General features: G+C 68.8%; 16 protein-coding genes. 5 read left to right on the forward strand and 11 right to left on the reverse strand.

The features are described from left to right. The first annotated feature begins 64 nt into the window (after window positions 1-64). The gene (locus RT97_RS23550) at window positions 65-961 is read left to right on the forward strand and encodes a LysR substrate-binding domain-containing protein (RefSeq protein WP_253278304.1); all 897 of its coding nucleotides are present in this window, start codon (window positions 65-67) and stop codon (window positions 959-961) included. Window positions 962-1,267: 306 nt separating this feature from the next. Here RT97_RS23550 and RT97_RS23560 read toward each other — a convergent pair whose 3' ends face one another. Then, on the reverse strand, window positions 1,268-2,629 hold the full coding sequence (locus RT97_RS23560) for a homoserine dehydrogenase (protein ID WP_042581255.1): 1,362 nt from the start codon (window positions 2,627-2,629) through the stop codon (window positions 1,268-1,270). 308 nt (window positions 2,630-2,937) lie between these two features. Between RT97_RS23560 and RT97_RS23565 the strand changes: the two genes are divergently transcribed. Then, the gene (locus RT97_RS23565) at window positions 2,938-5,637 is read left to right on the forward strand and encodes a bifunctional acetate--CoA ligase family protein/GNAT family N-acetyltransferase (protein ID WP_042581256.1); all 2,700 of its coding nucleotides are present in this window, start codon (window positions 2,938-2,940) and stop codon (window positions 5,635-5,637) included. Between the two features lie 21 nt (window positions 5,638-5,658). Here RT97_RS23565 and RT97_RS23570 read toward each other — a convergent pair whose 3' ends face one another. Then, the gene (locus RT97_RS23570; protein WP_042581257.1) at window positions 5,659-8,799 is read right to left on the reverse strand and encodes an amidohydrolase family protein; all 3,141 of its coding nucleotides are present in this window, start codon (window positions 8,797-8,799) and stop codon (window positions 5,659-5,661) included. A gap of 218 nt (window positions 8,800-9,017) precedes the next feature. On the opposite strand from RT97_RS23570, the gene RT97_RS23575 reads away from it, so the two are divergent. From RT97_RS23575 to RT97_RS23585, 3 genes are read left to right on the forward strand one after another with little or no spacing between them, the layout of a single operon-like run. Beyond that, complete coding sequence (locus RT97_RS23575) at window positions 9,018-10,058, forward strand: Lnb N-terminal periplasmic domain-containing protein (protein WP_042581258.1); 1,041 nt, start codon at window positions 9,018-9,020, stop codon at window positions 10,056-10,058. Continuing rightward, a complete protein-coding gene (locus tag RT97_RS23580; RefSeq protein ID WP_253278305.1) occupies window positions 10,055-12,124 on the forward strand; it encodes an esterase/lipase family protein in 2,070 nt (689 codons plus the stop codon). Before RT97_RS23575 ends, RT97_RS23580 begins: the two co-directional genes overlap by 4 nt. Window positions 12,125-12,133: 9 nt before the next feature. Next, the gene (locus RT97_RS23585) at window positions 12,134-12,379 is read left to right on the forward strand and encodes a hypothetical protein (protein ID WP_042581259.1); all 246 of its coding nucleotides are present in this window, start codon (window positions 12,134-12,136) and stop codon (window positions 12,377-12,379) included. Here the strand turns inward: RT97_RS23585 and RT97_RS23590 are convergent. The 9 genes from RT97_RS23590 to RT97_RS23635 form a co-directional block, all read right to left on the reverse strand. Beyond that, window positions 12,363-13,580 (reverse strand): YeeE/YedE family protein, encoded by a 1,218-nt coding sequence (locus tag RT97_RS23590; protein WP_042581260.1) that lies wholly within the window; start codon window positions 13,578-13,580, stop codon window positions 12,363-12,365. The genes RT97_RS23585 and RT97_RS23590 overlap by 17 nt on opposite strands. 120 nt (window positions 13,581-13,700) lie before the next feature. Beyond that, complete coding sequence (locus RT97_RS23595; RefSeq protein ID WP_042581261.1) at window positions 13,701-14,651, reverse strand: sulfurtransferase; 951 nt, start codon at window positions 14,649-14,651, stop codon at window positions 13,701-13,703. Window positions 14,652-14,787: 136 nt separating this feature from the next. Further along, window positions 14,788-15,831 (reverse strand): LLM class flavin-dependent oxidoreductase, encoded by a 1,044-nt coding sequence (locus RT97_RS23600; RefSeq protein WP_042581262.1) that lies wholly within the window; start codon window positions 15,829-15,831, stop codon window positions 14,788-14,790. 14 nt (window positions 15,832-15,845) lie between these two features. Then, complete coding sequence (locus RT97_RS23605) at window positions 15,846-16,772, reverse strand: ABC transporter substrate-binding protein (RefSeq protein WP_042581263.1); 927 nt, start codon at window positions 16,770-16,772, stop codon at window positions 15,846-15,848. A 12-nt stretch (window positions 16,773-16,784) separates the two neighbouring features. Beyond that, entirely contained in the window at window positions 16,785-17,708 is a 924-nt protein-coding gene (locus tag RT97_RS23610) for an ABC transporter substrate-binding protein (protein WP_042581264.1), read from the reverse strand. A 29-nt stretch (window positions 17,709-17,737) separates the two neighbouring features. After that, window positions 17,738-19,576, reverse strand: a complete 1,839-nt coding sequence (locus RT97_RS34050) for an amino acid ABC transporter permease/ATP-binding protein (RefSeq protein ID WP_080898405.1) — start codon at window positions 19,574-19,576, stop codon at window positions 17,738-17,740. Then, a complete protein-coding gene (locus RT97_RS23625; RefSeq protein ID WP_042581265.1) occupies window positions 19,573-20,106 on the reverse strand; it encodes a GNAT family N-acetyltransferase in 534 nt (177 codons plus the stop codon). Before RT97_RS23625 ends, RT97_RS34050 begins: the two co-directional genes overlap by 4 nt. Beyond that, complete coding sequence (locus tag RT97_RS23630) at window positions 20,106-21,446, reverse strand: LLM class flavin-dependent oxidoreductase (RefSeq protein ID WP_042581266.1); 1,341 nt, start codon at window positions 21,444-21,446, stop codon at window positions 20,106-20,108. The genes RT97_RS23625 and RT97_RS23630 overlap by 1 nt, the downstream gene beginning before the upstream one ends. 45 nt (window positions 21,447-21,491) lie before the next feature. Beyond that, on the reverse strand, window positions 21,492-22,383 hold an 892-nt coding region (locus tag RT97_RS23635), incomplete at its 5' end, for an MsnO8 family LLM class oxidoreductase (RefSeq protein ID WP_042581267.1).

A 22,383-nucleotide genomic window follows, 5' to 3' on the forward strand; every position in this document is an offset into this window, starting at 1 on the left:
GCACGGTGGCGGTGCGCTCAGGGTTACCACCAGAGCGGGCATGCACCAGACTTGTTCTTTTCTCATGAACCAGCACGTTCGCGCCCCTTCGACGATGTCTTTGATGTGCCTGGAGGCGAGCGCGCGGCTGCGCTCCTTCACCGCGGCCGCACAGGAGCTGCGCCTCACGCAGGGCGCGGTGAGCCGGCAGGTGCAGACGCTGGAAGACCGGCTCGGCGTGAAGCTCTTCACGCGCCGTCGCGAAGCCCTCGCACTGACCGACGCGGGCCGCTATTACCTCGGCGAAGTCGCACCGCTGCTGCAGCGGCTGGAGCGCGCCACGGCCAACGTGATGGCGCTCAAGGGCCGCGGCGGCGAATTGACCTTGTCGTGCGGCGCCTCGGTCGGCAGCTACTGGCTGATTCCGCGCCTGCCGGGGTTCACGCGCGACCACGGCGAGATCACGCTGAACCTGGGCACGCGCGTGGGGCCGGTGGATTTCAGCGCGACGCCGGTCGATGCATCGCTCGAATTCGGCGACGGCAAGCGCCCGGGCCTGCACAGCGAGTTCGTGCTGCCGCTGGACCTGTCGCCCTACGCCGCGCCCGCCTGGATCGCCGCACACGGCAAGACGGTCGATGCGAACACGCCGCGCTCGGCGCTGATCCACCACCAGACACTGCCCGGCGCGTGGGACGAGTGGTTCGCCCGCGAAGGCATCGTGGCCGAAGCGGGCCGCGAAGGACCGCGCTACGACATCATGTCGATGGCGCTCAACGCGTCATTGGCCGGCATGGGCGTGGCGCTGCTGCCGCCCTACATGAGCGACGAGTCGGTGGCCTCGGGGCGGCTGCGCCGGCTGTCGCGGCGCAAGTGGCGCTATGCCAAGGGCTATCACCTCGTGTACCCGGAAGAGTCGGCGCAGATGCAGTCGCTGCAGGTGTTCAGGCAATGGCTGCTGGCGCAGGCGAACGAGGGCTGACAAGGGCGTCCTACGTGATACAGCTTGCATTTTGAAACAATCGAGTAATACTATTGTTTCAAATCATGAACTACTCACACATCAGAGCCAGGTACAACGTGCCCGCCAGGCGAGGTGCACGCGTCGAGTTCAAGGGACAGTTGGGGACCGTGACCTCGACCAGTTCCGCTGCCGTGAGGGTCCGGATGGACGGGATGACGCGCTCCCTGCCGTTCGAGCCTGACGAGCTTCATTGGCTGGACGTGGAGGCCTTCGTGCGCCTCGACATCCCCGCCAGCGGACCGGATCGACTGCCGCGCTGAGACCTTAGCCCGCGAGCGCCTCCACCCGCAGCGTCGTCACCGCGCCGGCAACCGCTGCGCTCGCCTGCAGCGCATGCACCGCAAGGTCGATCGCGGCTTGCGGCGCCGGCTCGGTCAGCACCAACACCTGCGGTCCCGCTTCCGGCCGCTCCGCTGCCAGCACCATCTGCTGCACGGGCACCCGATGCCCTGCCAGCAACGCCGCGACCGCTTCGATCTGGCCCGCCGAATGCACAGGCACCCGCAGGTAGTGCGAGGTGCACACCGCGGCACGCGGCAGCGCCTTCAGATCGCTCATCGCATGCGCATGGAACCCGAGATGCGGCACGCGCTGCGCCGCATGGGTGCCATCGAGCCGCGCCACGTCCACCAGGTCGGCGATCACGGCCGATGCGGTCTGCTCCGAGCCCGCACCCGCGCCGTAGTACATCGTGACGCCCGATGCATCGCCCTTGACCATGACCGCGTTCATCGACCCGTTCACATGCGCCATCAGGTGCGTGGCGGGCACGAGCGCGGGCTGCACGCGCAGTTCCACGCCCTCCTCGCGCCGTCGCGCGATGCCGAGGAGCTTGATGCGAAAGCCCAGCTGTTCGGCGCAGGCCACGTCCGCGCCCTGCAGCGTGGTGATGCCCTCCACTTGCACATCCGCGAAGCGCACCGGCGTGCCGAACGCATTGGCGGCGAGCAGCGTCAGCTTGTGCGCGGCGTCGATGCCCTCGATGTCGAAGGCCGGGTCGGCTTCGGCGTAGCCCAGGGCCTGCGCCTCTGCGAGTGCGGCGGCGAAGTCCAGGCCCTCGTCGCGCATCTTGCTCAGGATGAAATTCGTGGTGCCGTTGATGATGCCCGCCACCCATTCGATGCGGTTGGCCGTGAGCCCTTCGCGCAGCGCCTTGACGATGGGGATGCTGACCGCCACCGCGCCTTCGTACGCCACGGCCACGCCGTGTTGCCGGGCGGCCGTGAAGATCTCGGCGCCGTGCTCGGCCAGCAGCGCCTTGTTGGCCGTGACCACGTGCTTGCCGTGCGCGATGGCCGCCAGCACCCAGTCGCGCGCCGGCCCGGTGCCGCCGGCCACTTCGACCAGCACGTCGATGTCGGGGTGCGTGGCGACGTGCATCGGGTCGTCCGTCAGCGGAACGCCTTCGCCGACGATGCCGGCCGCTCGCGGCAGGTTGCGCGCGGCCACCATCACCACCTCGATGCCTCGGCCTGCGCGGCCGGCGATCTCGGCCTGGTTGCGGGCCAGCACGCGAAAGGTTCCCGAGCCCACGGTGCCGATTCCGATCATGCCCACGCGCAGCGGGCGCATGGCCACCGGAACACCGGCAAGGGGCTGAAGGGACAGGACTGGATCGCGGTACATGAGGCTTCTCCGAACAAAAAAACAAACAAAAAACCCAGCTGCCAGAGCTGGGTTTCATTCGTTCGGGGAGAAGAGCGATTCACCAGGTGGCTGCCGGAACGGCCACCTGCGCGTGCTCAGGTGGCCGCGGTGGTAATGGAGGTAATCATTCGTGCACCCATTGCCTGCGGGAATGCAGGCGGCATCATCCGGCCCAGGCGGGCGGCGGCGGATGCGGTGTGGAGTGGGAGGCACGACATGGAGCGCGGAGTGTACAGGAGCCATGCGGGCACAGGCGACAGGGCCCGGCGATCGGTGCAAACTAGGCCATGGACAAGCACTTCCTGACCCCGCTCTTCGCACCCGCCTCCGCCGTGGCCTTCGTCGGCAACGCCAGCGACCCCGGCGGCCAGACCGCATCGGGCCGCGTGCTGCGCGAAGCCTTCCGCGCCAACCGCTTCGACGGCACGCTGCGCTTCCTGGACGTGCACACCAAGGGCACGCTCGAAGAACTCTCGCAGACGCACGCCGACCTCGCCCTCATCGCGCTCGCGCCGCAGGACGTGGCGGCCGCTCTGGAGATCGCCGGGCGCATCGGCTGCAAGGCGGCGGTGGTCATCTCCAACGGCATCGCGCCGGAGCAGGCGGCCCAGTGGCGCAAGATCGCGCGCCGCGAAGGCGTGCACCTGCTGGGGCCCAACTCGCTGGGCTTCCAGCGCCCGCTGCTGCACCTGAACGCCAGCGTCGCAGGGCCGCTGGCCAAGGCCGGGCCGCTCGCGCTGGTGTCGCAATCGGGCGCGCTCACCGCCTCGATGCTCGACTGGGCGCGGCAGAACGGCGTGGGCTTTTCGAGCGTGGTGTCGCTCGGCCCGCACACCTCGGTGGACATTCCGCAGGTGCTCGACTTCCTCGCGAACGACCAGGCCACGCACAGCATCATCGTGTACCTGGAAGGCATCTCGGACGCGCGCCGCTTCATGAGCGCCCTGCGCTCGGCCTCGCATGCCAAGCCGGTGGTGGTGCTCAAGGCGGGGCGCAAGCCTGCCGGCAACGCAGCGGCGCAGACGCACAGCGCAGCCATCGTGGGCAGCGACGACGTGTTCGATGCCGCATTGCGGCGCGCCGGCGCGGTGCGGGTGCGCTCCTTCGTCGAGCTGTTCTCGGCCGCCAAGTGCCTGGCTTCGCGCTACCGGCCCGTGGGCAAGCGGCTCGCGGTCGTCACCAACGGCGGCGGTCCCGGCGTACTGGCGGCCGACTGGATCAACGAGATCGGCCTCGATCTGGGCAAGCTCTCGGCGCCAGCGCAGAAACTGCTGCAGCCCGCGCTGCCGCTGCTCGCAACGCTCACGGACCTGATCGACCTCTCCGAAGACGCCACGCCCGCGCACTACCGCGCCGCCATCGACACCGCCTCGGCCGACAGCCAGGTCGATGGCGTGCTGGCCATCTTCTCTCCGAAGGCCGGCGTCGATGCCGCGGCCACGGCCCGCGCCCTGGCCGATATTCCGCGCCCCATGAACAAGCCGTTGCTCGCCTGCTGGATGGGGGACTCTTCGGTCGGCAATGCGCGCGCGGTGCTGGCCGAGGCCACCATTCCGAGCTTTCGCACGCCCGAGGCGGCCGTGGGCGCATTCGGCAACATCGCGGCCTTCTATCAAAACCAGCAGTTGCTGCAACAGACCCCGCCGCCGCTTTCCGCTCTTGCCAAGCCCGACATCGAAGGCGCGCGCCTCATCATCGAAAGCGTGCTGGCCGAGCGCCGCAAGGTGCTCACCGAGATGGAGTCGAAGTCGCTCCTGTCGTGCTTTCACATCCCGATCACCCGCACGCTGCTTGCGCGCAGCGCCAACGAGGCCATGATGATCGCCACGCAACTGGGCTTTCCGGTGGCGCTGAAGATCGACTCGCCCGACATCAGCCACAAGTCCGATGTCGAGGGCGTGGCGCTCAACGTGCTCAACGGCACCAGCGCGCGCGATACCTACGTGGAGATGATGGAGCGCGTTGCGCGGCTCGCGCCCGAAGCGCGCATCAACGGCGTCACGGTGCAGAAGATGGTGAAGGCGCGGCGCGGCCGAGAGATCTACGTGGGCCTGGTGACCGACGAGCCCTTCGGCCCGGTCATCGTCTTCGGCGCGGGCGGCACCATGATCGAGCTCATGAACGACCGCGCGATGGAGCTGCCGCCGCTCAACCAGTTCCTCGCGCACCGCCTCATCGAGCGCTCGCGCGTGGCCGAGACGCTGGGCGAATGGCGCGGCGCGAACCCGGTGAACATGGAGGCGCTCGAAGACGTGCTGCTGCGCGTGTCAGAAATGGTGTGCGAGCTGCCCGAGCTGCGCGAGATGGACATCAACCCGATCATCGTGGACGAGCACGGCGCGGTGTCGGTCGATGCGCGCATCGTGGTCGACAGCAGCCCGCAGGCGGTGGCGGGCCACGTGGGCAGCGGCTACCAGCACCTGGCCATCATGCCGTACCCGGCGCGCTACCGGCGCGAATGGCCGCTGCCCGGCACGGGCGGCGACATCTACACCGTGCGGCCGGTGCACCCGAACGACGCGCAGATGCTGCAGTCGCTGGTGCAGGGCCTCTCGCCCGAGAGCCGTTGGTTCCGCTTCGTCTCGCGCTTCCACGAGCTGCCGCCCTCGATGCTCTCGCGCTTCACGCTCATCGATTACGACCGCGAGATGGCGCTGGTGGCCGTGGTGATGGAGCGCAGCAACGCGCCCGACGGCACGATTCTGGACAGCGAGCGCATCGTGGGCGTGTCGCGCTACGTCACCAACCCCGACCAGACGAGTTGCGAGTTCTCGCTGGTGGTGGCCGACGAGTTCAGCGGCAAGGGCATCGGCTCGCGCCTGCTGGAAAGCATCATCGACGTGGCGCGCGACCGGGGCCTGTCGGAAGTCGACGGCCTCGTGCTCGCCAACAACCCCGACATGCTCAAGCTGGTGCGCCGCATCGGTTTCACCGTGAAGTCGTTCCCCGAAGACCCGGACTTCAAGCTGGTGACCTACCAGCTGTAGGCCCCAGTGCGGCGGACGCGCTCAGTCCGCGTGGTTCATGTCCGCGCAGTCGTGCGGGTCGGCGCGGCACAGCTTCTCGTAGGCGACCACGGCCTTGCGACGTTCGCTCAAGGCCGCCGGCGTGCGGAACGGCGCGAGGATCTCGCCGAGCGACATGCTCACGCCGTTCTTCACCACGTACTCGACGGCCGCCGCAGCCTTCAGGTCCTGCAGCGGATTGCCGCGCACGATCACCAGGTCCGCCAGCTTGCCGACCTCCACCGTGCCCAGGTCCTGCTCGACGCGGCTCATCTTCGCCGCGTTGATCGTCACGTTCTGCAGCGCCTGGTGGTTCGAGGTGACCATGCCCGCCGCGCGCAGGTTGGTCTGCAGCGCGATGCCGGGCGCCACCAGCGGCGTGTCGGTGCCGATGGCCAGGAGGCCGCCTGCGCGCTGCACCTTGGCCGATTGCTCGGCATCCCTGCGCGCGAGTTGCAGCACGGCCGGCGTCGGCGTCGCGGTGCCGCTCAGGCCCGTGAGGAAGTTCGGCGGAATCAGCAGCTTGAAGCGGTCGTCGCTGGTCATCAGCGGGTCTTGTCCCACCAGCGCAAGTGAGGAGAACAGCGTGTCGACGACATGGAAATCGGCCTTCGCATGCAGGTCGTACGCGTCCTGGTAGGTGAAGCCGCCGACCGACTTCGACCAGCCATAGCCCATGCGCTGCGTCGCCGACAGGTGCGTGGTGCCGCCGATGCCGGCCGCCGCGCCGGGGGCCAGCATGTGCGTGCCGGTGGGCACGCCCATGTCGAGGCCGGCCTGCGCGATCTTCGCCATGATCGGGATCGGTGCGCGCACGTACGACTTCAGGTAGTCGACGCCCATGGCCTTGGCCTTCGCGATCTCCAGGTCGGCCACCTCGGGCCTGCGCAGGGTTCGCGCGAAGCTGTAGAAAAGCCGGTTGCCCTCCCACAGCGGCGGAGAGACGAACAGGCGCGGGCCCACGAGGTTGCCCGCCTCCAGCGCCTCGCGCATCTCGATGCTCTGGTGCAGCGGCCCGGCCACCGATTGCGTCGAGGTGATGCCGTAGGCCAGCATCGACGCGGCCACCTGCCCGTACTGGCCGCCCTGGTACAGCGTGAGCGGATGGAAGTGCGGGTCCCACAACCCCGGCATCACCGTGAGCGCCGATGCATCGATGTACTTGCGGGCACGCCGCGCAGCCGACGGATCGTGCGGACGGATCGCCGTGATGCGGTTGCCGTTGATCACGATGTCCACGTCGGTGCGCAGGGTCTCGCTGTTGCCGTCCCACAGGCGCCCCGCGCGCACTACCGTCGTTCCGTTCGACACGGCCTGCGTCCACGAGAGATCGAGCGGGATCTCCCTGGCGCCCGAGCCGTCGGCCGCGATGGTCTTGAGCTTGTCGGTCGCCTTGTAGAGGATGGTGCGCGAGTCGCCCGCCCACGAAGGCATGTCGGCCGCCTCGGCGGCGAGCTTGATCGGCGCGCCGAAGGGCGAGCCGTCGGGGTTCAGCTGCATCACGTGCAGCACCGAATCCATGATGAAGGCCACCTTGGTGCCGTCGGGCGAGACGACCGCGGCGCCCTCCTCGCGGTCGGAGATCTGCATCGGCGCCTTGGTCACGGAATGGAAGGTGCCGGTCCTGGCCGCGATGTCGATCACGCGCAGCTTGTTGTAGCCCTCGCGGAAGCGGTTGTTCATGCGCTCGTTGTCCACCAGCACCACCCGCTTGCCGTCCGGCAGCCACGAAGGCGTGCTGACCTGTGAGCTCACCTGCGCGATCACCACCTGCGGCGTGCGCGAGGCGATGTCCCATACCTCCAGCTGGCCCGAGCCGGTGGTGTAGGCGATGCGATCCCCCGTGGGGGACATCTTCGGCGTGACCATCGACTTGGCGGGGATGGCCGCAATGCGCGTGCGCCGCTTCGAGCCGATCTCGACCTGGTCGATGGCCAGCGCACCGCCGTTGCCCTTCTCGGTCGAGAAGTACACGGCGCGCCCGTCGGGCGTGAACTGCGGGCTGCCGTCGCGCGCCTTGTCGTGGGTCAGGCGCACGGGCGCCTGGCCGATCTTCATCACCCACACGTCGTTCAGCGCCACGAAGGCCACGCTCTGCCCATCGGGCGAGATCACCGGCCCGCTGATGCCGCGCACCGGCTGCGGTCCCAGCGCGTCGAAGCCGCGGTCCTTGCGCTTGTCGATGACGGGCCTGCGCACCGTCAGCGTCGCGCTGAAAGGCACGCTGGCCGGTGCCTCGCCCGCCGCATTGCGGATCTTGATCTGGCCGTCCGCCGTGTACATGAAGCGGCCGTCCGCGAGATGCCGGACCGGGAACGGAAAGAGGTCTTCGTTCTGCGCGACGTCCTTGCCGCGCACGTTCAGCGTCTTGCGGTCGGTCTGGAACACCAGGCCCGAGCCGTCGGGCGCCCAGGCGGGCATGGTGCCGGGGCCGACCAGCCTCGGCGCCTCGGTGCCGCCGACCGCGCGGGTGAAGACGCGCGCCGTGTCCACGAAGGCCAGTTGCTTGCCGTCGGGCGAGAGGACCGGGTTGCTTTCCGCGCCGAGGCCCGAGGTCAGCCTCGTGTACACATCGTCCAGCGATACGCGCCAGATCTTGTAGTTGCCGTCGTTGCTGCGATCCGATGCGAAGACCAGGCCCTTGCCGTCGGGCGTCCATGCCGGTTCGCGGTCGTCGTAGGGGCCGGTGGTGACGCGACGCAGGCCCGACCCGTCGGGGTTGACGACCCACAGGTGGTAGTTGCCCTCCGCGTCGTAGTTCTGGAATGCGACGAGGCTGCCGTCGGGCGACCACACCGGCGCGGTCGGCTCCATGTCCCAGCTGGTGATGCGCGTGGCGATGCCGCCGCGCAGCGGCAGCATCCAGAGCGCGCCCATCGCGGTGAACGCAATGCGCTTGCCGTCCGGCGATGGCGCGGCCGCCATGTTGGTGCCTTCGTGGAATTCCACCGACACGTCCTTGGTCGAGCCTTGCAGCGTGTTCACGCTCGTGATCGGCACGGCGGGCTTGGTGATACCCGTGGAGTCGGTACGGGAAACGAGGCCGCTGCCGCCGCCGGTGCCGGTGCCGGTGCCGGTGCCGCATCCTGCGATCAGCACCGAAACAGCAGCAGCCAACGCCGGCACGTGTTTGCGCATCTTCATGAGGGAGGTCTCCTGTTGGTCTTCTTGTTCCGCCCATTCGCCTGCGCAAGGGCGGCGCACCGGGGGCGCGCCGGTTCACTCTGTGTGCGCTTTCTGACAGTCCGCTTACCCGTTACCGGTGGAGACCACCGACCGCAGGCGCGTCGTAAGCTTCGGCATTGCATTGCGCGATGCGCGTAATGAATTCGTTGCAAGTCTCCAGTTTTCCTTCTCCTTCCATGATCCGAACGTTCCTGCGTATCTCCGGCCGCATCGTGGCCTCGCTCGCGGTGCTGCTCTCGGCCGCGTGGGCCGCTGCGGCCCTGTGGTACCAGCTCCCGGCAACGCCCGCCGTCAAGATCGCGGCCGGCGTGCTCTGGGCCGGCTTCGGGCTCGTCGCGATCGCGCTGCTCTGGCGCGGCAGGGCTGGACGCGCCCTGCTCTCGTACGCCGCGGGCTTCGCCATGGTGCTCGCGTGGTGGGGCACCATCCTGCCCTCGCAAGACCGCGTCTGGGCAGACGACGTCGCGCGGCAACTCGTCGCGCGCGTCGACGGGAGCAAGGTCACGATGGAGAACGTGCGCAACTTCGAATGGCGCAGCGACACCGACTACACCCCGCGCTGGGAAACCCGCCGCTACGATCTCGACCGCCTGCGCTCGGTCGACGTTTCGCTCTCTTACTGGACCGGCCCGGCCATCGCGCACACGCTGGTCTCCTTCGGCTTCGACGACGGCCAGTTCGTCACTTTCTCCATCGAGATCCGCAAGGAGCGCGGCGAGAGCTTCTCGTCCGTCGGCGGCTTCTTCAAGCAATTCGAAACCAGCCTCGTCGCGGCCGACGAGCACGACATCCTGCGGGTGCGCACCAACGTGCGCGGCGAAGATGTCTACATGTACCGCGTGCGCCTGCCGCAATCGGAGATGCGCTCGCTGTTCCTCGGCTACCTGGGCGAAGGCGCGGCGCTGGTGCAGGCGCCGAGCTTCTACAACACGCTCACCGCGAACTGCACGACCATCGTCTACGCGCTCGCCAGGCACGTCGTGCCGGGCCTGCCGATGGACTGGCGGCTGCTGGCCTCGGGCTACCTGCCCGAGTACCTGCACGACGTCGGAGCCCTCACGCCGCGCCTGGGCATGGAGGAGTTGCGCGCGGCCGGGCGCATCACCGAACGTGCGCGCGCATTCGACCGCGACCCCGGCACGGAAAGTTTCTCCCAAGCCATCCGGCACGGCTTGCCGGGCGTCGAGATGGCCGTCGATGCCGGGGCCAAGCCATGACGGGTTCGCGCTTCCCGGCACTGCCGATGGTGCTGTGCGCCGCGCTGCTGCTGTCCGGCTGCGCGGGCGTCACCGTCGATTCGATCTCGCCGGCCGAATACCTCGCGCAACGCCGCGGCGACGTGCTCACCACCGGCAAGCTGAGCACCTCGGCGCAGGAGGTGCTGCGCGTGATCGGCACGGACGCCGATGCATGCGGCAAGAACGGCCCCGCCTGCCGCCAGGCCCTGGCCGACTCGCCCGGCATCACCGACGAGCAACGCCTGTCCGCGCTCTCGGAGGTCTGGCTGCAGGTGGCGCTCGCGGCCGGCAAGCCCGGCGGCGCAGACGCCAGGTTCGCCGGGCCCGCCGGGCCCGCCGCGCCGGCCACCATCGAGGCATGGCTGGAGACCGCGCGGCATGCCTATGCGTACCTCTTCTTCACCGCGCGCAAGCCGCGCGACCGGGCCTTCGAAGACCGCCAGACGCAGGTACGCGACTACTACAACTACGCGGTGCAGCAGGCCATCACCGGCCTCTTCAGTCGCTACCGCCAGGATGGCCGCCCGGACGAGAACGCACTGCCGCGCGTGCCGCAGGTGGGCGAATGGCGCATCGACGTGGACCTGTCCGCGCTCGAACTGCGGCCGGGCGGCCCGGTGCCGCAGGAGCTGATTCCCGCCGCCTCGCTCACCTTTTCGGGGCTGCGCAACACCTACCGGCGCGACGGCTTCGGCGCCGAATTGGTGGTGGCGACCAACCAGCCAGGCCCCTCGCCGCATCCTGCGGACACCACGGACACCACCGGCACCGCGGCCGAAGACTACACGCCCCCCTACAGCGAAATGCCCTTCCCCGGCCTCACCGCGCTCCTGCGCTTCGAGGGCGCGGACCTGCGCGCAGTGCTCGACACCCGCACCACCCGCATCGTGGTGTTCGACCCTTACCGCACCTCGACCACGCGGCTCGCCGGACAGGATGTTCCGCTCGCCGCCAACTTCACCTCCGGCTACGGCCTCTGGCTTGCCCGCTCGGACTTCGCGCGCCAGGCGCTGCGCAGCCTGTTCGGCAGCGCCGACGGCATCACCCGGCCGCGCATCTACCTGATGCAGCCCTACGACCCGGACCGGCGCACGGTCATCATGCTGCACGGCCTCGCGAGCAGCCCCGAAGCGTGGATCAACGTGGCCAACGAGGTGCTGGGCGACGAAACGCTGCGGCGCCGCTACCAGATCTGGCAGGTCTACTACCCGACGAACGCGCCGCTGCCGATCAACAACCTCGCGATCCGCCAGGCCATCACCGAGACGCTGGCGCACTTCGACCCGACGGGCCGGGCGGAGGCCTCGCGCAACATCACGTTGATCGGGCACAGCATGGGCGGCGTGCTCTCGCGGCTCCTGGTGTCCTCGTCGGGCGAAAAGCTGTGGGACGCGCTCATCGCGAGCTACCCCATGCAGGGTGCGCAGCAGCAGCGCATCGAGCAGCAGCTTGCGCCCTACCTGCGCTTCGAGCCGCTGCCGCAGGTGAGCGACGCGATCTTCATCGCCTCGCCGCACCGCGGCACGCCCTTTGCCAACAACCGCGTCTCGCGCTGGGTGGCCAACCTCATCACGCTGCCGGTGGCGATGCTCGGGCAGCTGAACGATGTTTCCCGCGAGCTGATGCGCATCGCGCCCGGCAAGCAGGACATCGGGCCGCTGCGCATTCCCAACAGCATCGACAACCTGAGCGACCGCGACGCCTTCGTGCGGCTGTCGTCGGGCTTGCCGATGGACCCGCGCGTGCGCTTCCACTCGATCATCGGCAACGACACGCCCGGCGTTGCAGAGGCGCTCTCGAGCGACGGCGTCGTGCCGTACGGGAGCGCGCACCTGGAGGGCGCCGCGTCCGAGCTGGTGCTTGCGTCGACGCACAGCGTGCAGGAGAACCCGCTGGCCATCCTGGAGATACGGCGAATCCTCCGCGAACAACTTCAGCTGACGCCACGTTGTCAGGACACCTCCGGCAAGCGCCCAGGAAGCTCAGGGTCGTCGGCTTCTTCGGTTCCCTGCGAGCCGGTCGAACGTAATACGGGCGTGCGTTAATACCGCCCCATGGACAACTTGCAAGCATTGCAGTCGCTCGGCATCACCCTGCCGAGCCCGGCCTACATCTTCGGCGCCGTGCTGTTCGGCCTCGCCGGGATCGCGGCCTACCGGTGGGGCAAGCGTTCCGGCCGCCGGCGCAGCAAGTGGATCGGCGTGGCGCTGATGCTGTACCCCTACGCGGTGCCGTGGACCTGGCTGCTCTACGTCGTGGGCATCGCGCTGTGCGCGGGCGTCTTCATCGACCGCGAGTGAGTGCGTCCGAGGCGGTGTAGACCCGGCGCACGCGCAACCCCGCCCACACCGCGAACAGCACGCTCGCACCGAACACCCAACCCGACAGCGCGCCGGCCATGGTGCCGGAGAGCAGGTTTCCGACCGTGCAGCCAAGTCCTGTCATCGCACCCCACCCCAGCAGCACGCCGCCACCGAGGCCGCGCACGATCTGGCCGGGCTTGGGCCATGCGGGCTTGAACTGCCCGCTCGCAAGCGCCGCGGCCAGCGCGCCGGCCACGATGCCGCCGACCAGCAACGCATTCGGTGTCTGCCAGAGGCTCTGGACCACGGCGGTGACGCAGCCGCCGAAGCCATCGAGCCCATCGAGCCGCTGCGGCAGCAGGCCCTGTGCATTGCCGAAGTCGCGCGCGGCGCTTCCGAGCGCGGCCGTCACGCCCAGCGGGCGCAGCCGCAGCACCACGATCACCGCGATCGCACCGACCGCGATGCCGCCCCATCCATATGCCCAACGTCCTTGCAGCAGACCGCGCAGCGCCGCGGCAAAACTGCGGGGCGTCGCTGCCGGCGCATCGGCCGTGGGCAGCCGTCGCCAGAGCACCGCACTCAGTACGCCCAGCAATCCCAGCTGCACCGCAGCCGACCCCGCATAGCCCAGGTGGTGCGGCAGCCACACCACCGGCGCCTCGGCGATGGTCGCGCTGTACAGCCAATTCCAGCTGTTGAAGCCCAGCAGAAAACCGCCGGCAGCCCCCAGCAGCGCGAACGGCGCGGTCGGCGAGCCTTCGCCCAGCCGGTACCAGTGCGCGCTGATGCACGATCCCGAAACCACCATGCCCGCGCCGAAGGCCAGGCCCGCGAGCACCAGCGCCCAGCTGACCGGCCCGATGTGCGCATCTGGCGGCAGGCGTCCCGGCTGCGGCACCGGCAGCCAGCCCGTCATGACGACGTGCATGCCCACCGTGCCGACCGCGAGCGCCGCCACGATGGCGAGCAGCCCGCGCGCATCGCCGCCCTCGAAATAGTCGCGTGCGTGGCAATAGAAGCAGAAGCGCGAGCGTTGCAGCACCACGCCGAGCACGGCGCCCAGCCCGAGCGCGAAGGCGAGCGCCCGGCCGCCGCTGCGCTCGCCGAGCAGGTGCACGGCGGCTGCGATCAGTAACACCGTTGCCGCGGCTGCAGCGAGGCCGCTGCGGGAAAGTGAAGGCGATGAAGTGGTCATGTCCGTTCCGGCGCATCCATAAAAAAAGCGAGCCCGAGGGCCCGCTCAAAAGTCGTCCGTCGAGTTGGCGATGAAGACAACCCGACTCCGACTCACCTCGAACTCATTCGTCGAACCCCGTCACCTGGAAGCCCAGATCGTGCCGCTCGGGTTGTTGACCGGCACGCCGACGGCGTTGCCGTACTCGGTCCACGAGCCGTCGTAGTTGCGCACGTTCTTGTAGCCAAGAATCCTGTTGAGCGCGAACCAGGTGTGGCTCGAACGCTCGCCGATGCGGCAATAGGTGATGGCCGGCTTGCTGCCGTCGATGCCCACGCCCGCATAGAGCGCCTTCAGCTCGGCGGCCGACTTGAAGGTGCCGTCTTCATTGACCGCGCGGCCCCACGGCACGTTGGCCGCGCCGGGGATGTGGCCAGCGCGCACCGCCAGCTCGGCGGCGCCGGCGGGCGCGAAGATCTTGCCGCTGTATTCGTCGGCCGAACGAATGTCGACCAGCTTCGTGTCGCTCCTGCCCTCGGCCACGGCCAGCACGTCGGCCAGCCGCGCGCGAATCTGCGGGTTGGGTTGCGTCACCTTGAAGCGGGTGGCGGCGTATTCGGGCGCGCGGTTGTCCAGCCCGCGGTTCTCGGCCTCCCATTTCTTGCGGCCGCCATCGAGCAGCTTCACGTTCGACAGGCCGTACTGGTCGAACACCCACGCGCCCCATGCCGCGAACCAGTTGTTGTTGTCGCCGTACAGGACGATGGTGGTGTCCTTGTCCACGCCGGCCGTGGACAGCAGCTTCTCGAAATCGGCCTGGCTCACGATGTCGCGCCGCACGCGGTCGTTGAGGTCGTTGTGCCATGAGAAGTTGACGGCGCCGGGAATGTGCCCGCGCTCGTAGAGGCCGGGGTTCACGCTCACCTCGATCACGCGCAGCTTCGGGTTCTTCAGGTTCTTCTCGAGCCACTCGGTAGACACGAGCGGGCCGCTGCCGTCGGCGGAGGCCTGCGCGAAAGCGGCCGGCGAGGTGGCCAGGAAGGTCAGCGTGGCGAAGGACGCGGCTCGCCACCATCTGCTGAGAATCGACATGCGGAACTCCTTGTGAATGATCGTGAAAAAGACAGGCTGGACTCTAGGCAGTCGCGCGCCGATCACCAACGAAGCGTTTGCGATAAGTCCATAACCAATTCAGCGAATGCACCCAGCAGAAAAAGGGGCAACCGCATCAAGCTGCCAGCAGCGCCGCCTCGCGCGCAGGCTCGGCCGTGGCATGCCACCCCAACGACGGCGCGATGCGGCGCGCGAGGTCGTCCAGGATCTGCTCGTACTCCTCGCTCGCGAAGTTGTAGGGCAACTCCACGCGCAGTTCGGTCACCTGCGGCAGCACAGGGTCCTTCTGCAGCCGCTCCAGGATTTCGTCGGAGGTGCCCACGAGGTCCGTCGCGAAGAGCGTGCGCCGCTCGCCCTGCGGCGCGAGCGTGCGCTCGACGCGGCCCGCGGCGAACTCGCGGTAGCGCCGTCGCGTGGCCGCATCGGCACCATCGAGCGGCACGATCACCCGGCCCAGCGCGACCCTTCCCGGGCGCGGCCCTGCCTCGCTCGCGCGGTAGCGCTCGATCAGCGCCGACTGCGCCTGCAGGAAATCGTCCGTGTGCTCGCCCGAGAGCACGTTGCCCAGCAGCAGGTTGAATCCATTGCGCCCCGCCCATTCGGCCGAGCGCAGCGACCCGCCGCCGTACCAGAGCCGGTCGACAAGACCCGGCGCATAGGGCTGCACGCGCGGCCGCACGCGTCCGCCGGCCGACTCGACGAAGGTGTCGTCGTCGCCGAGCAGCACGTCTTCCAGGTTGGCCCGCAGGCGCGCCACGCGCTTGTGCGTGAAGTCGATGGTGTTCGGCGCCGCGTCGTACAGGCGGCTGCCCAGCAGCGCGCCGTGCGGCGGCACGCCCGCGCTCAGGCCCACCTGCAGCCGGCCGCGCGAGAGCACGTCGACGGTGGCCAGGTCTTCGGCCAGGCGGAACGGGTTCTCGTAACCCATCTGGATCACCGCGGCGCCCAGCTCGATGCGGCGCGTGCGCTGCGTCGCGGCCGCCAGGATGGTGGTGGCCGACGACACGCCACGCTCCAGGTGCCGCTGCCGCACCCAGGCGCTGTCGAAGCCGCGCCGCTCGCCGAATTCGAAGAGCTGCAGCGCCGCCTCGAGACCTGCCAGCGGGTCGGCCTCGGCGTAGTTGCCGGGCGTGAGAAAGCCGATGTGATGGATGGCCACGGTTGTCGCCGCTTTCAGAACTTGGGCAGGCCGGGTGGATTGATCTCGGACTTCGGCAGTGCCTCTTCCGTGAGGCTCCAGCGCGCGAGCGCCTTGCCGTAGGTGCCGCTGCGGATCAGGCCGTTGGCCGCGATGCTCAGTGCCGCGGCGAGGCCGCTGCCCTTGCGCGTGGCGACCGCCACGTCCGACTTCAGCGGCCACCCGGCATTCACCGTGCCGACCAGCCGCAGTTGCCCGTTCTTGGCCGCCTCGTAGGCCTGCGGCGCATTGGGGTTGAAGTTGGCATCGACGCGCTTGGTGGTCACCGCCAGCCAGCGGGTCACGTCGTCGTCGAAGTACTGGATCGCGACCGGCTTCAGGCCCGCGGCCACGTTCTGCCGGTCCCATTCGAGCAGGATGCGTTCCTGGTTCGTGCCGGCGCCGGTCGTGAGCTTCAGGCCCGCCACGTCCTTCGGCTCCTTGATCGACCTGATGGCGCTGTCGGTGCGCACGTAGAAGCCGTGCAGGCCGAGCCGGTAGGTGGAGAAGTCAAACTTCTCCTTGCGCTGCTCGGTCACGCCCACGTTGGAGATCACCGCGTCGTACTTGCCCGAGGCCAGGCCCAGCGGCCAGTCGGCCCATGCGACGGGCTGCAGTTCGAGCTTCAGGCCCAGCGATTCGGCGATGAGGAGCGCGAAGTCGGGGTCGAAGCCGACGACGGTTTTCGCATCGGTGGCATAGGTGGAAATGGGTGGCGCGAACGGCGCGATCGCGATGGTCAGCACGCCCTCTTTCACGAACTTGAAGCCCGGGGGAATGGCGGCGACCGCCTCGGCGTCCTTGCCCGTGTGCAGGCGGCCCTTCTGCTCGGGGCTGAAGTCGAACTTGTCGGCGGCCTGCGCTGCCGTCGCTGCGATGAAACCGAACGCGACCAATGCGCCGGCCTTGCTTTTTAAAGACATGTGCAGCCCGCCTCAGTTCTTGGGAAGGCCGGGCGGGTTGGTGCGCGCGACTTCGATCGCCTCGGAATCCAGGCTCCAGCGCGACAGGGCCTTGGCGTAGTTGCCGTTCTTGATCTGCGCGTTCAGCGCCACCGTGATGGCCTCGGCAATGCCCGAGCCCTTGCGCGAGGTGACGGCGATCTCGGCGTTCAGCGGCCAGCCGCCGGAGACCAGGCCCGCGAGCCGCGTCTTGCCGTCGCGCGCCTCGTAGGCCGCGATGGCGTTGGGGCCGACATACGCATCGGCGCGGCCCGACTGCAGCGCCAGGCGCTGCACCACATCGTCGTCGTAATACTGGATCTCCACGGGCTTGAGCCCGGCCGCGACGTTCTGCTTGTTCCAGCGAAGGAGGATCTGCTCCTGGTTTGTGCTGGCCGCCACGATGAGCTTCAGGCCCGCGATGTCCTTCGGCTCCTTGATGGCGCCGAGCTTGCTGTCCGACTTCACGTAGATGCCCAACTGGTCGTTGCGGTAGGTGGAAAAGTCGAACTTCTCCTTGCGCTCCTCGGTCACCGTCACGTTGGAGACCACCACGTCGAACTTGCCCGACTGCAGGCCGAGCGGCCAGTCGGCCCAGGCGGTGGACACGAGTTCGAGCTTGCGCCCGAGGCTGTCGGCTACGAGCTGCGCAATGTCGGGGGCGTTGCCCACGGGCGTCCTGGTGTCCGTTGCATAGGCTGCGAACGGCAGGCGGCCGGTGGTGGTGCCGACGACCAGAACGCCCTCCTTCTGGAACTTGAAGTCCTTGGCGAGCCTGACGGCCTCCTCCAGCTTCTGCGCGCGCGGTCGGCCGGCCTGCTCGGGGCTCAGGTCGGTGGCAGGCTGCGCCGAAGCCGCCAGCGGCAGCAGCATGGCGGCGCCCAGGAGCGCGGAAAGAATGTTCTTGCGATGGATCATGGGAAGGATTCCGGTCAGAAAAAAATGGGTCAGAGCACCTTGGCCAGGAACTCGGCCGTGCGCGGATGCGTGGGCGCGTTGAACACCTTGTCGGGCGTGCCGGTTTCGAGAATACGGCCCTGCTCCATGAAGACGATGGTGTCGGCCACCTCGCGGGCAAAGCCGATCTCGTGCGTCACGATGACCAGCGTGGTGCCCGAGCGCGCGAGCTCCTTGATGACCGCCAGCACCTCGCCCACCAACTCGGGATCGAGCGCGGAAGTGGGCTCGTCGAACAGCAGCACCTTGGGCTTGAGCGCGAGCGCGCGGGCGATGGCCACGCGCTGCTGCTGGCCGCCCGAGAGCTGGCGCGGATAGGCATGCGTCTTGTCGCCCAGGCCCACGCGCACCAGGAGCTCCGAAGCCAGCGCCTCGGCCTCCTCACGCGCCAGGCCGCGAACCGACACCGGCGCCTCGACGATGTTTTCCAGCACGGTGAGGTGCGGGAACAGGTTGAAGTTCTGGAACACCATGCCGACATCGACGCGGCGCCGGAGGATGTCCTTCTCGTGCAGTTCGTACAGCGTGTCCTCGTCGCGCCGGTAGCCGATGAGTTCGCCGTCGATCGCGATGAAGCCGTCGTCCACGCGCTCCAGGTGGTTGATGGAACGCAGCAGCGTCGACTTGCCCGAGCCCGACTGCCCGAGGATCACCGTCACGCTGCCCTGCGGCACGGTGAGCGTCACGTCGTCGAGCACCTTCAGCGCGCCGAAGCTCTTCGACACGCCGTGGATCGTGACCTCGCCGCCCAGCGTGAGCGGGTCGGTCCAGCGCGGCACCAGCACCGGTGCGGGCGGCGCAGACACGGAAGGCTCCGCCGCCACCGGCGCTTTCGCGCGCCAGAGGCCGCGCGCCACGCCGGCCAGCCGCGAGCGCGGCGGGTTGCGCAGCGCACCGCGCGAGAAATGCCGCTCGATGTAGTGCTGCGCGACCGACAGCACCGTGAGGATCACCAGGTACCAGACCGTGGCCACCATCAGCAGCGGAATCACTTCCAGGTTGCGCCGGTAGATGATCTGGATCGTGTAGAACAGCTCGGGCAGCGCGAGGATGTAGAGGTTCGACGTGCCCTTGGCCAGGCCGATGATGTCGTTGAAGGCCGTGGGCAGGATGGTCCGCATCGCCTGCGGCAGCACGATGCGAAAGGCCTGGCGCTTGCGCGAAAGACCCAGCGCCGCCGCCGCTTCGAGCTGTCCCTGCTCCACCGAAAGAATGCCGCCGCGCACGATCTCCGAGGCGAAGGCCGCCTGGTTCAGCGTGAGGCCCAGCAGCGCCGCGATGAACGGGCTGATCAGCTGCGTGGTCGGGTACGAGAAGAAGGTGATGTCGGTGCCCGGAATGCCCAGCGCCACCGTCTCGTACAGGTAGCCCAGGTTGTTGATGATCAACAGCAGCACGATGATCGGCACCGAGCGGAAGAGCCAGGTGAACACCCACGACAGCCGCGCAAGCAGCGGCGAGCGCGAGACCCGGGCGAGCGCCAGGCCCGTGCCCAGCACGAAGCCGAAGACCGCCCCCAGCGCCGTCAGCAGCAGCGTGCGGCCGAGGCCCGCGAGCACCGGGTCGGCGAAGAACCACTGCGCAAAAACGCCCCAGCCCCAACGCGGATTGGTCAGCACCGAATGCAGCACGATGCCGATGAGCAGCACCGCGAACACGGTGCCCACCGTGCGTGCCGGGTACTTTGCCGGCACTACGCGGAAGTGGGAGTAGTCGCCCTTGGCGGGCGCGGCCTGCTGCGGCGCCGAAGGCTCGGGCCGGGTTGCGGGGCGAACGGGTGCTGGGTTGCGCGGCTCCGGCCCCACGTCGAGGATGGTGGTCGTGTTCATCGCTGCACCGCCTCGCCCAACGCAGCGGGTTGGCCATGGTGGCGCGGCAACGCCAGGTGCTTTTCGAACGGCAGCTTGCGCGGCGTCTCGGGGTCCACAGCGTCCTCGAACAGCGCGGTGTAGCCGTGGCCGCGGTACAGGCCCACAGCCTCGGGCTGGCGAAAGCCCGTCGTGAGGTAGATGCGCTCGTAGCCCTGGCGCCGTACCTGCGCCTCCAGCTCCAGCAGCACCTTGCTCGCGAGGCCCTGCCGCCGCAGGTCGGTGCGCGTCCACACACGCTTGAGTTCGGCGGTGCGCTCGTCATGCCGCATGAAGGCGCCGCCGCCGATGGCGATGCCGTCGCGCAGCAGCAGCACGAAGTTGCCGTGCGGCGGCGCGAACGCCTCGGGCGGATAGCGGTCCATCTCTCGCGGTGCGCCGGGCTCGCGCAGCACGTCGCCGTAGCGGCTGTCGTACTCGAAGGTCAGGCCGTCGACCAATGGCTGGGCCCGCGGGTCGAGGGGCGTGGTGTAGACGAACTGTTCGCTCATCAGGCGGCCTTTCGCGTGGCGTCGATGGCGTCGTGTGCCACCGCATGGCGGCTCGCCTTGCGCGGCAGGCCGAGGTGATCGCGCAGCGTCTGCCCGGGCAGCTCGCGTTGGTAGCGGCCGCGCGCCTCCAGCGCGGGAATCACGAACTCGACGAAGTCGTCCAGCCCCTGCCCCAGCACCGGAAAGCCGAGGATGAAGCCGTCCGCCGCGCCCTCGTCCACCCAGCGGATGATCTCGTCCGCAATGCGCTCGCCCGTGCCCACGAACTGCGTGCGCGGCGTGGCGACTTCGAGCGCCACCTCGCGCAGCGTCTGGCCGCCGGCCTTCGCCTTGGCCTTGATGCGGTCGGTGGTCGAGCGGAAGCTGTTGCGGCCGATGTCGCCCAGGTCGGGGAAGGCCTCGTCCAGCGGGTACTGGCTGAAATCGTGGTGATCGAAGAAGCGGCCGAGGTAAGCCAGCGCCTCTTCGATGGTGAGCAGTTCGCGAATCGCGCGGTACTTGGCCTCGGCTTCTTCCTCGGTGGCCGCCACCACAGGGCCGATGCCGGGGAAGATCTTCACGTCGTCGGCCTGCCGGCCCTGTGCGACCGCGCTGGCTTTCACCTGCTTCAGGAAGGCGCGCGTTTCCTCGATCGAGGGCGAATGCGTGAACACCGCATCCGCGTACTTGCCCGCGAGGCCCACGCCCGCATCCGAGGAGCCGGCCTGGAAGATCACCGGCTGCCCCTGCGGCGAACGCTGGATGTTCAGCGGCCCCGCCACCTCGAAGAAGCGGCCCTTGTGGTCCAGCGTGTGCAGCTTCTCGCGGTCGAAGAACTGACCCGTTTCGCGGTTGCGCGTGAAGGCGTCGTCGTCCCAGCTGTCCCACAGGCCCTGCGTGACGGCCAGGTACTCGTCGGCGATCGCGTAGCGCAGCGCGTGTTCGGGGTGGTTGCGGCTGTAGTTCTTCGCGCTGCCTTCGAGCGGCGTGGTCACCACGTTCCAGCCCGCGCGCCCGCCGCTGATCAGGTCGAGCGAAGCGAACTGGCGCGCCACCGTGAACGGGTCGCTGTACGAGCTGGAGACCGTGCCCGCCAGCCCGATCTTCGAGGTGACGGTCGCGAGCGCCGACAGGATCGAGATCGGCTCGAAGCGATTGAGGAAGTGCGGGATCGACTTCTCGTTGATGTAGAGGCCGTCCGCCACGAAGGCGAACACGATGCCGTTGTCCTCGGCCTTCTTCGCGGTGCGCACGAAGAAGTCGAGGTTCACGCTGGCATCGGCCGGCCCGCCCGGATGCTTCCACGAATTCATGTGGCTGCCGGCCCCTTGCAGCATGACGCCGAACTTGATGTTGCTCATCGCGATGTGTTCTTCCGGAGGTGGAAAGGAAACGGGTGAAGGCGCTCAGGCCAGCGCGGGTTCGCGCGCCTGGGCCAGCAGCTCGACGGCGGTCGCACGTTCGGCGAAACCGGCCACGGGGATGTCGATCACGAACTCCTCGATGCCGTAGCGCTCGCTCAGTGCGTCGAGTTCTTCGCGCACCTCGTCGGCGGTGCCCGCGATCACATGCGGGCGCCGCTCTTCGGTGCGGTAGTCGGTCACGCCGGCCTGCCGCGCGAACTCGGCGGCGGCTTCGAGGCTCCCGAGGTTCACGCTCTGGCCGCCGGGCAGGTGCACCTTGAAACTGCGCAGCGCGCCGACGAGCTCGGCCGCCTTCTCATGCGTCTCGGCCGCGAATGCGAAGAGCGCGAGCAAAGGCGCGCGACCTGTGGCCGAGCGGTAGGCCTCGATCGATTGCCCGATGTTCACCGGGTCGCCGTTGAAGTGCCCGGCGTAGACGAACTCCCAGCCGAGGCGCGCCGCGAGCGTCGCGCTCTCCGGCGTGCCGCCGAGCAGCACGCGCTGCGGCAACTGCGGGGGGTTCGGCGTGGCGACCGCGCCGGCCAGCGCGTGGTCCGCGGCGACGCCGTCGTGCAGGAAGGCATCGAGCTCGGCGAGGCGGACCGCGAAGTCTTCGTTCTTCTTCACCGGATCGTGCAGCCACTGCAGAGCCTTGCTGGTCAGCGGCAAGCCGCCGGGCGCCTTGCCGACACCCAGGTCCACGCGCCCCGGCGCAAGCGACGCAAGCACACGGAAGGTCTCGGCGACCTTGAACGGGCTGTAGTGCTGAAGCATGACGCCGCCGGTGCCCACGCGGATGCGCGAGGTCCTGGCGAGCACATGCGAGGCCAGCACTTCGGGCGCCGAGCCGGCATAGCCGCGGTTGCCGTGATGCTCCGCAAGCCAGTAGCGGCGG

It is taken from the genome of Variovorax paradoxus (assembly GCF_000834655.1).
Classification (GTDB): domain Bacteria; phylum Pseudomonadota; class Gammaproteobacteria; order Burkholderiales; family Burkholderiaceae_C; genus Variovorax; species Variovorax paradoxus_F.

Coding starts and splice junctions, on each gene's coding strand:
- RT97_RS23625 (WP_042581265.1), bottom strand. CDS start 20,106: ATGAGCGAACAGTTCGTCTACACCACGCCCCTCGACCCGCGGGCCCAG.
- RT97_RS23590 (WP_042581260.1), bottom strand. CDS start 13,580: ATGACCACTTCATCGCCTTCACTTTCCCGCAGCGGCCTCGCTGCAGCC.
- RT97_RS23565 (WP_042581256.1), top strand. CDS start 2,938: ATGGACAAGCACTTCCTGACCCCGCTCTTCGCACCCGCCTCCGCCGTG.
- RT97_RS23585 (WP_042581259.1), top strand. CDS start 12,134: ATGGACAACTTGCAAGCATTGCAGTCGCTCGGCATCACCCTGCCGAGC.
- RT97_RS23580 (WP_253278305.1), top strand. CDS start 10,055: ATGACGGGTTCGCGCTTCCCGGCACTGCCGATGGTGCTGTGCGCCGCG.
- RT97_RS23605 (WP_042581263.1), bottom strand. CDS start 16,772: ATGTCTTTAAAAAGCAAGGCCGGCGCATTGGTCGCGTTCGGTTTCATC.
- RT97_RS34050 (WP_080898405.1), bottom strand. CDS start 19,576: ATGAACACGACCACCATCCTCGACGTGGGGCCGGAGCCGCGCAACCCA.
- RT97_RS23630 (WP_042581266.1), bottom strand. CDS start 21,446: ATGAGCAACATCAAGTTCGGCGTCATGCTGCAAGGGGCCGGCAGCCAC.
- RT97_RS23560 (WP_042581255.1), bottom strand. CDS start 2,629: ATGTACCGCGATCCAGTCCTGTCCCTTCAGCCCCTTGCCGGTGTTCCG.
- RT97_RS23575 (WP_042581258.1), top strand. CDS start 9,018: ATGATCCGAACGTTCCTGCGTATCTCCGGCCGCATCGTGGCCTCGCTC.
- RT97_RS23550 (WP_253278304.1), top strand. CDS start 65: ATGAACCAGCACGTTCGCGCCCCTTCGACGATGTCTTTGATGTGCCTG.
- RT97_RS23595 (WP_042581261.1), bottom strand. CDS start 14,651: ATGTCGATTCTCAGCAGATGGTGGCGAGCCGCGTCCTTCGCCACGCTG.
- RT97_RS23570 (WP_042581257.1), bottom strand. CDS start 8,799: ATGAAGATGCGCAAACACGTGCCGGCGTTGGCTGCTGCTGTTTCGGTG.
- RT97_RS23610 (WP_042581264.1), bottom strand. CDS start 17,708: ATGATCCATCGCAAGAACATTCTTTCCGCGCTCCTGGGCGCCGCCATG.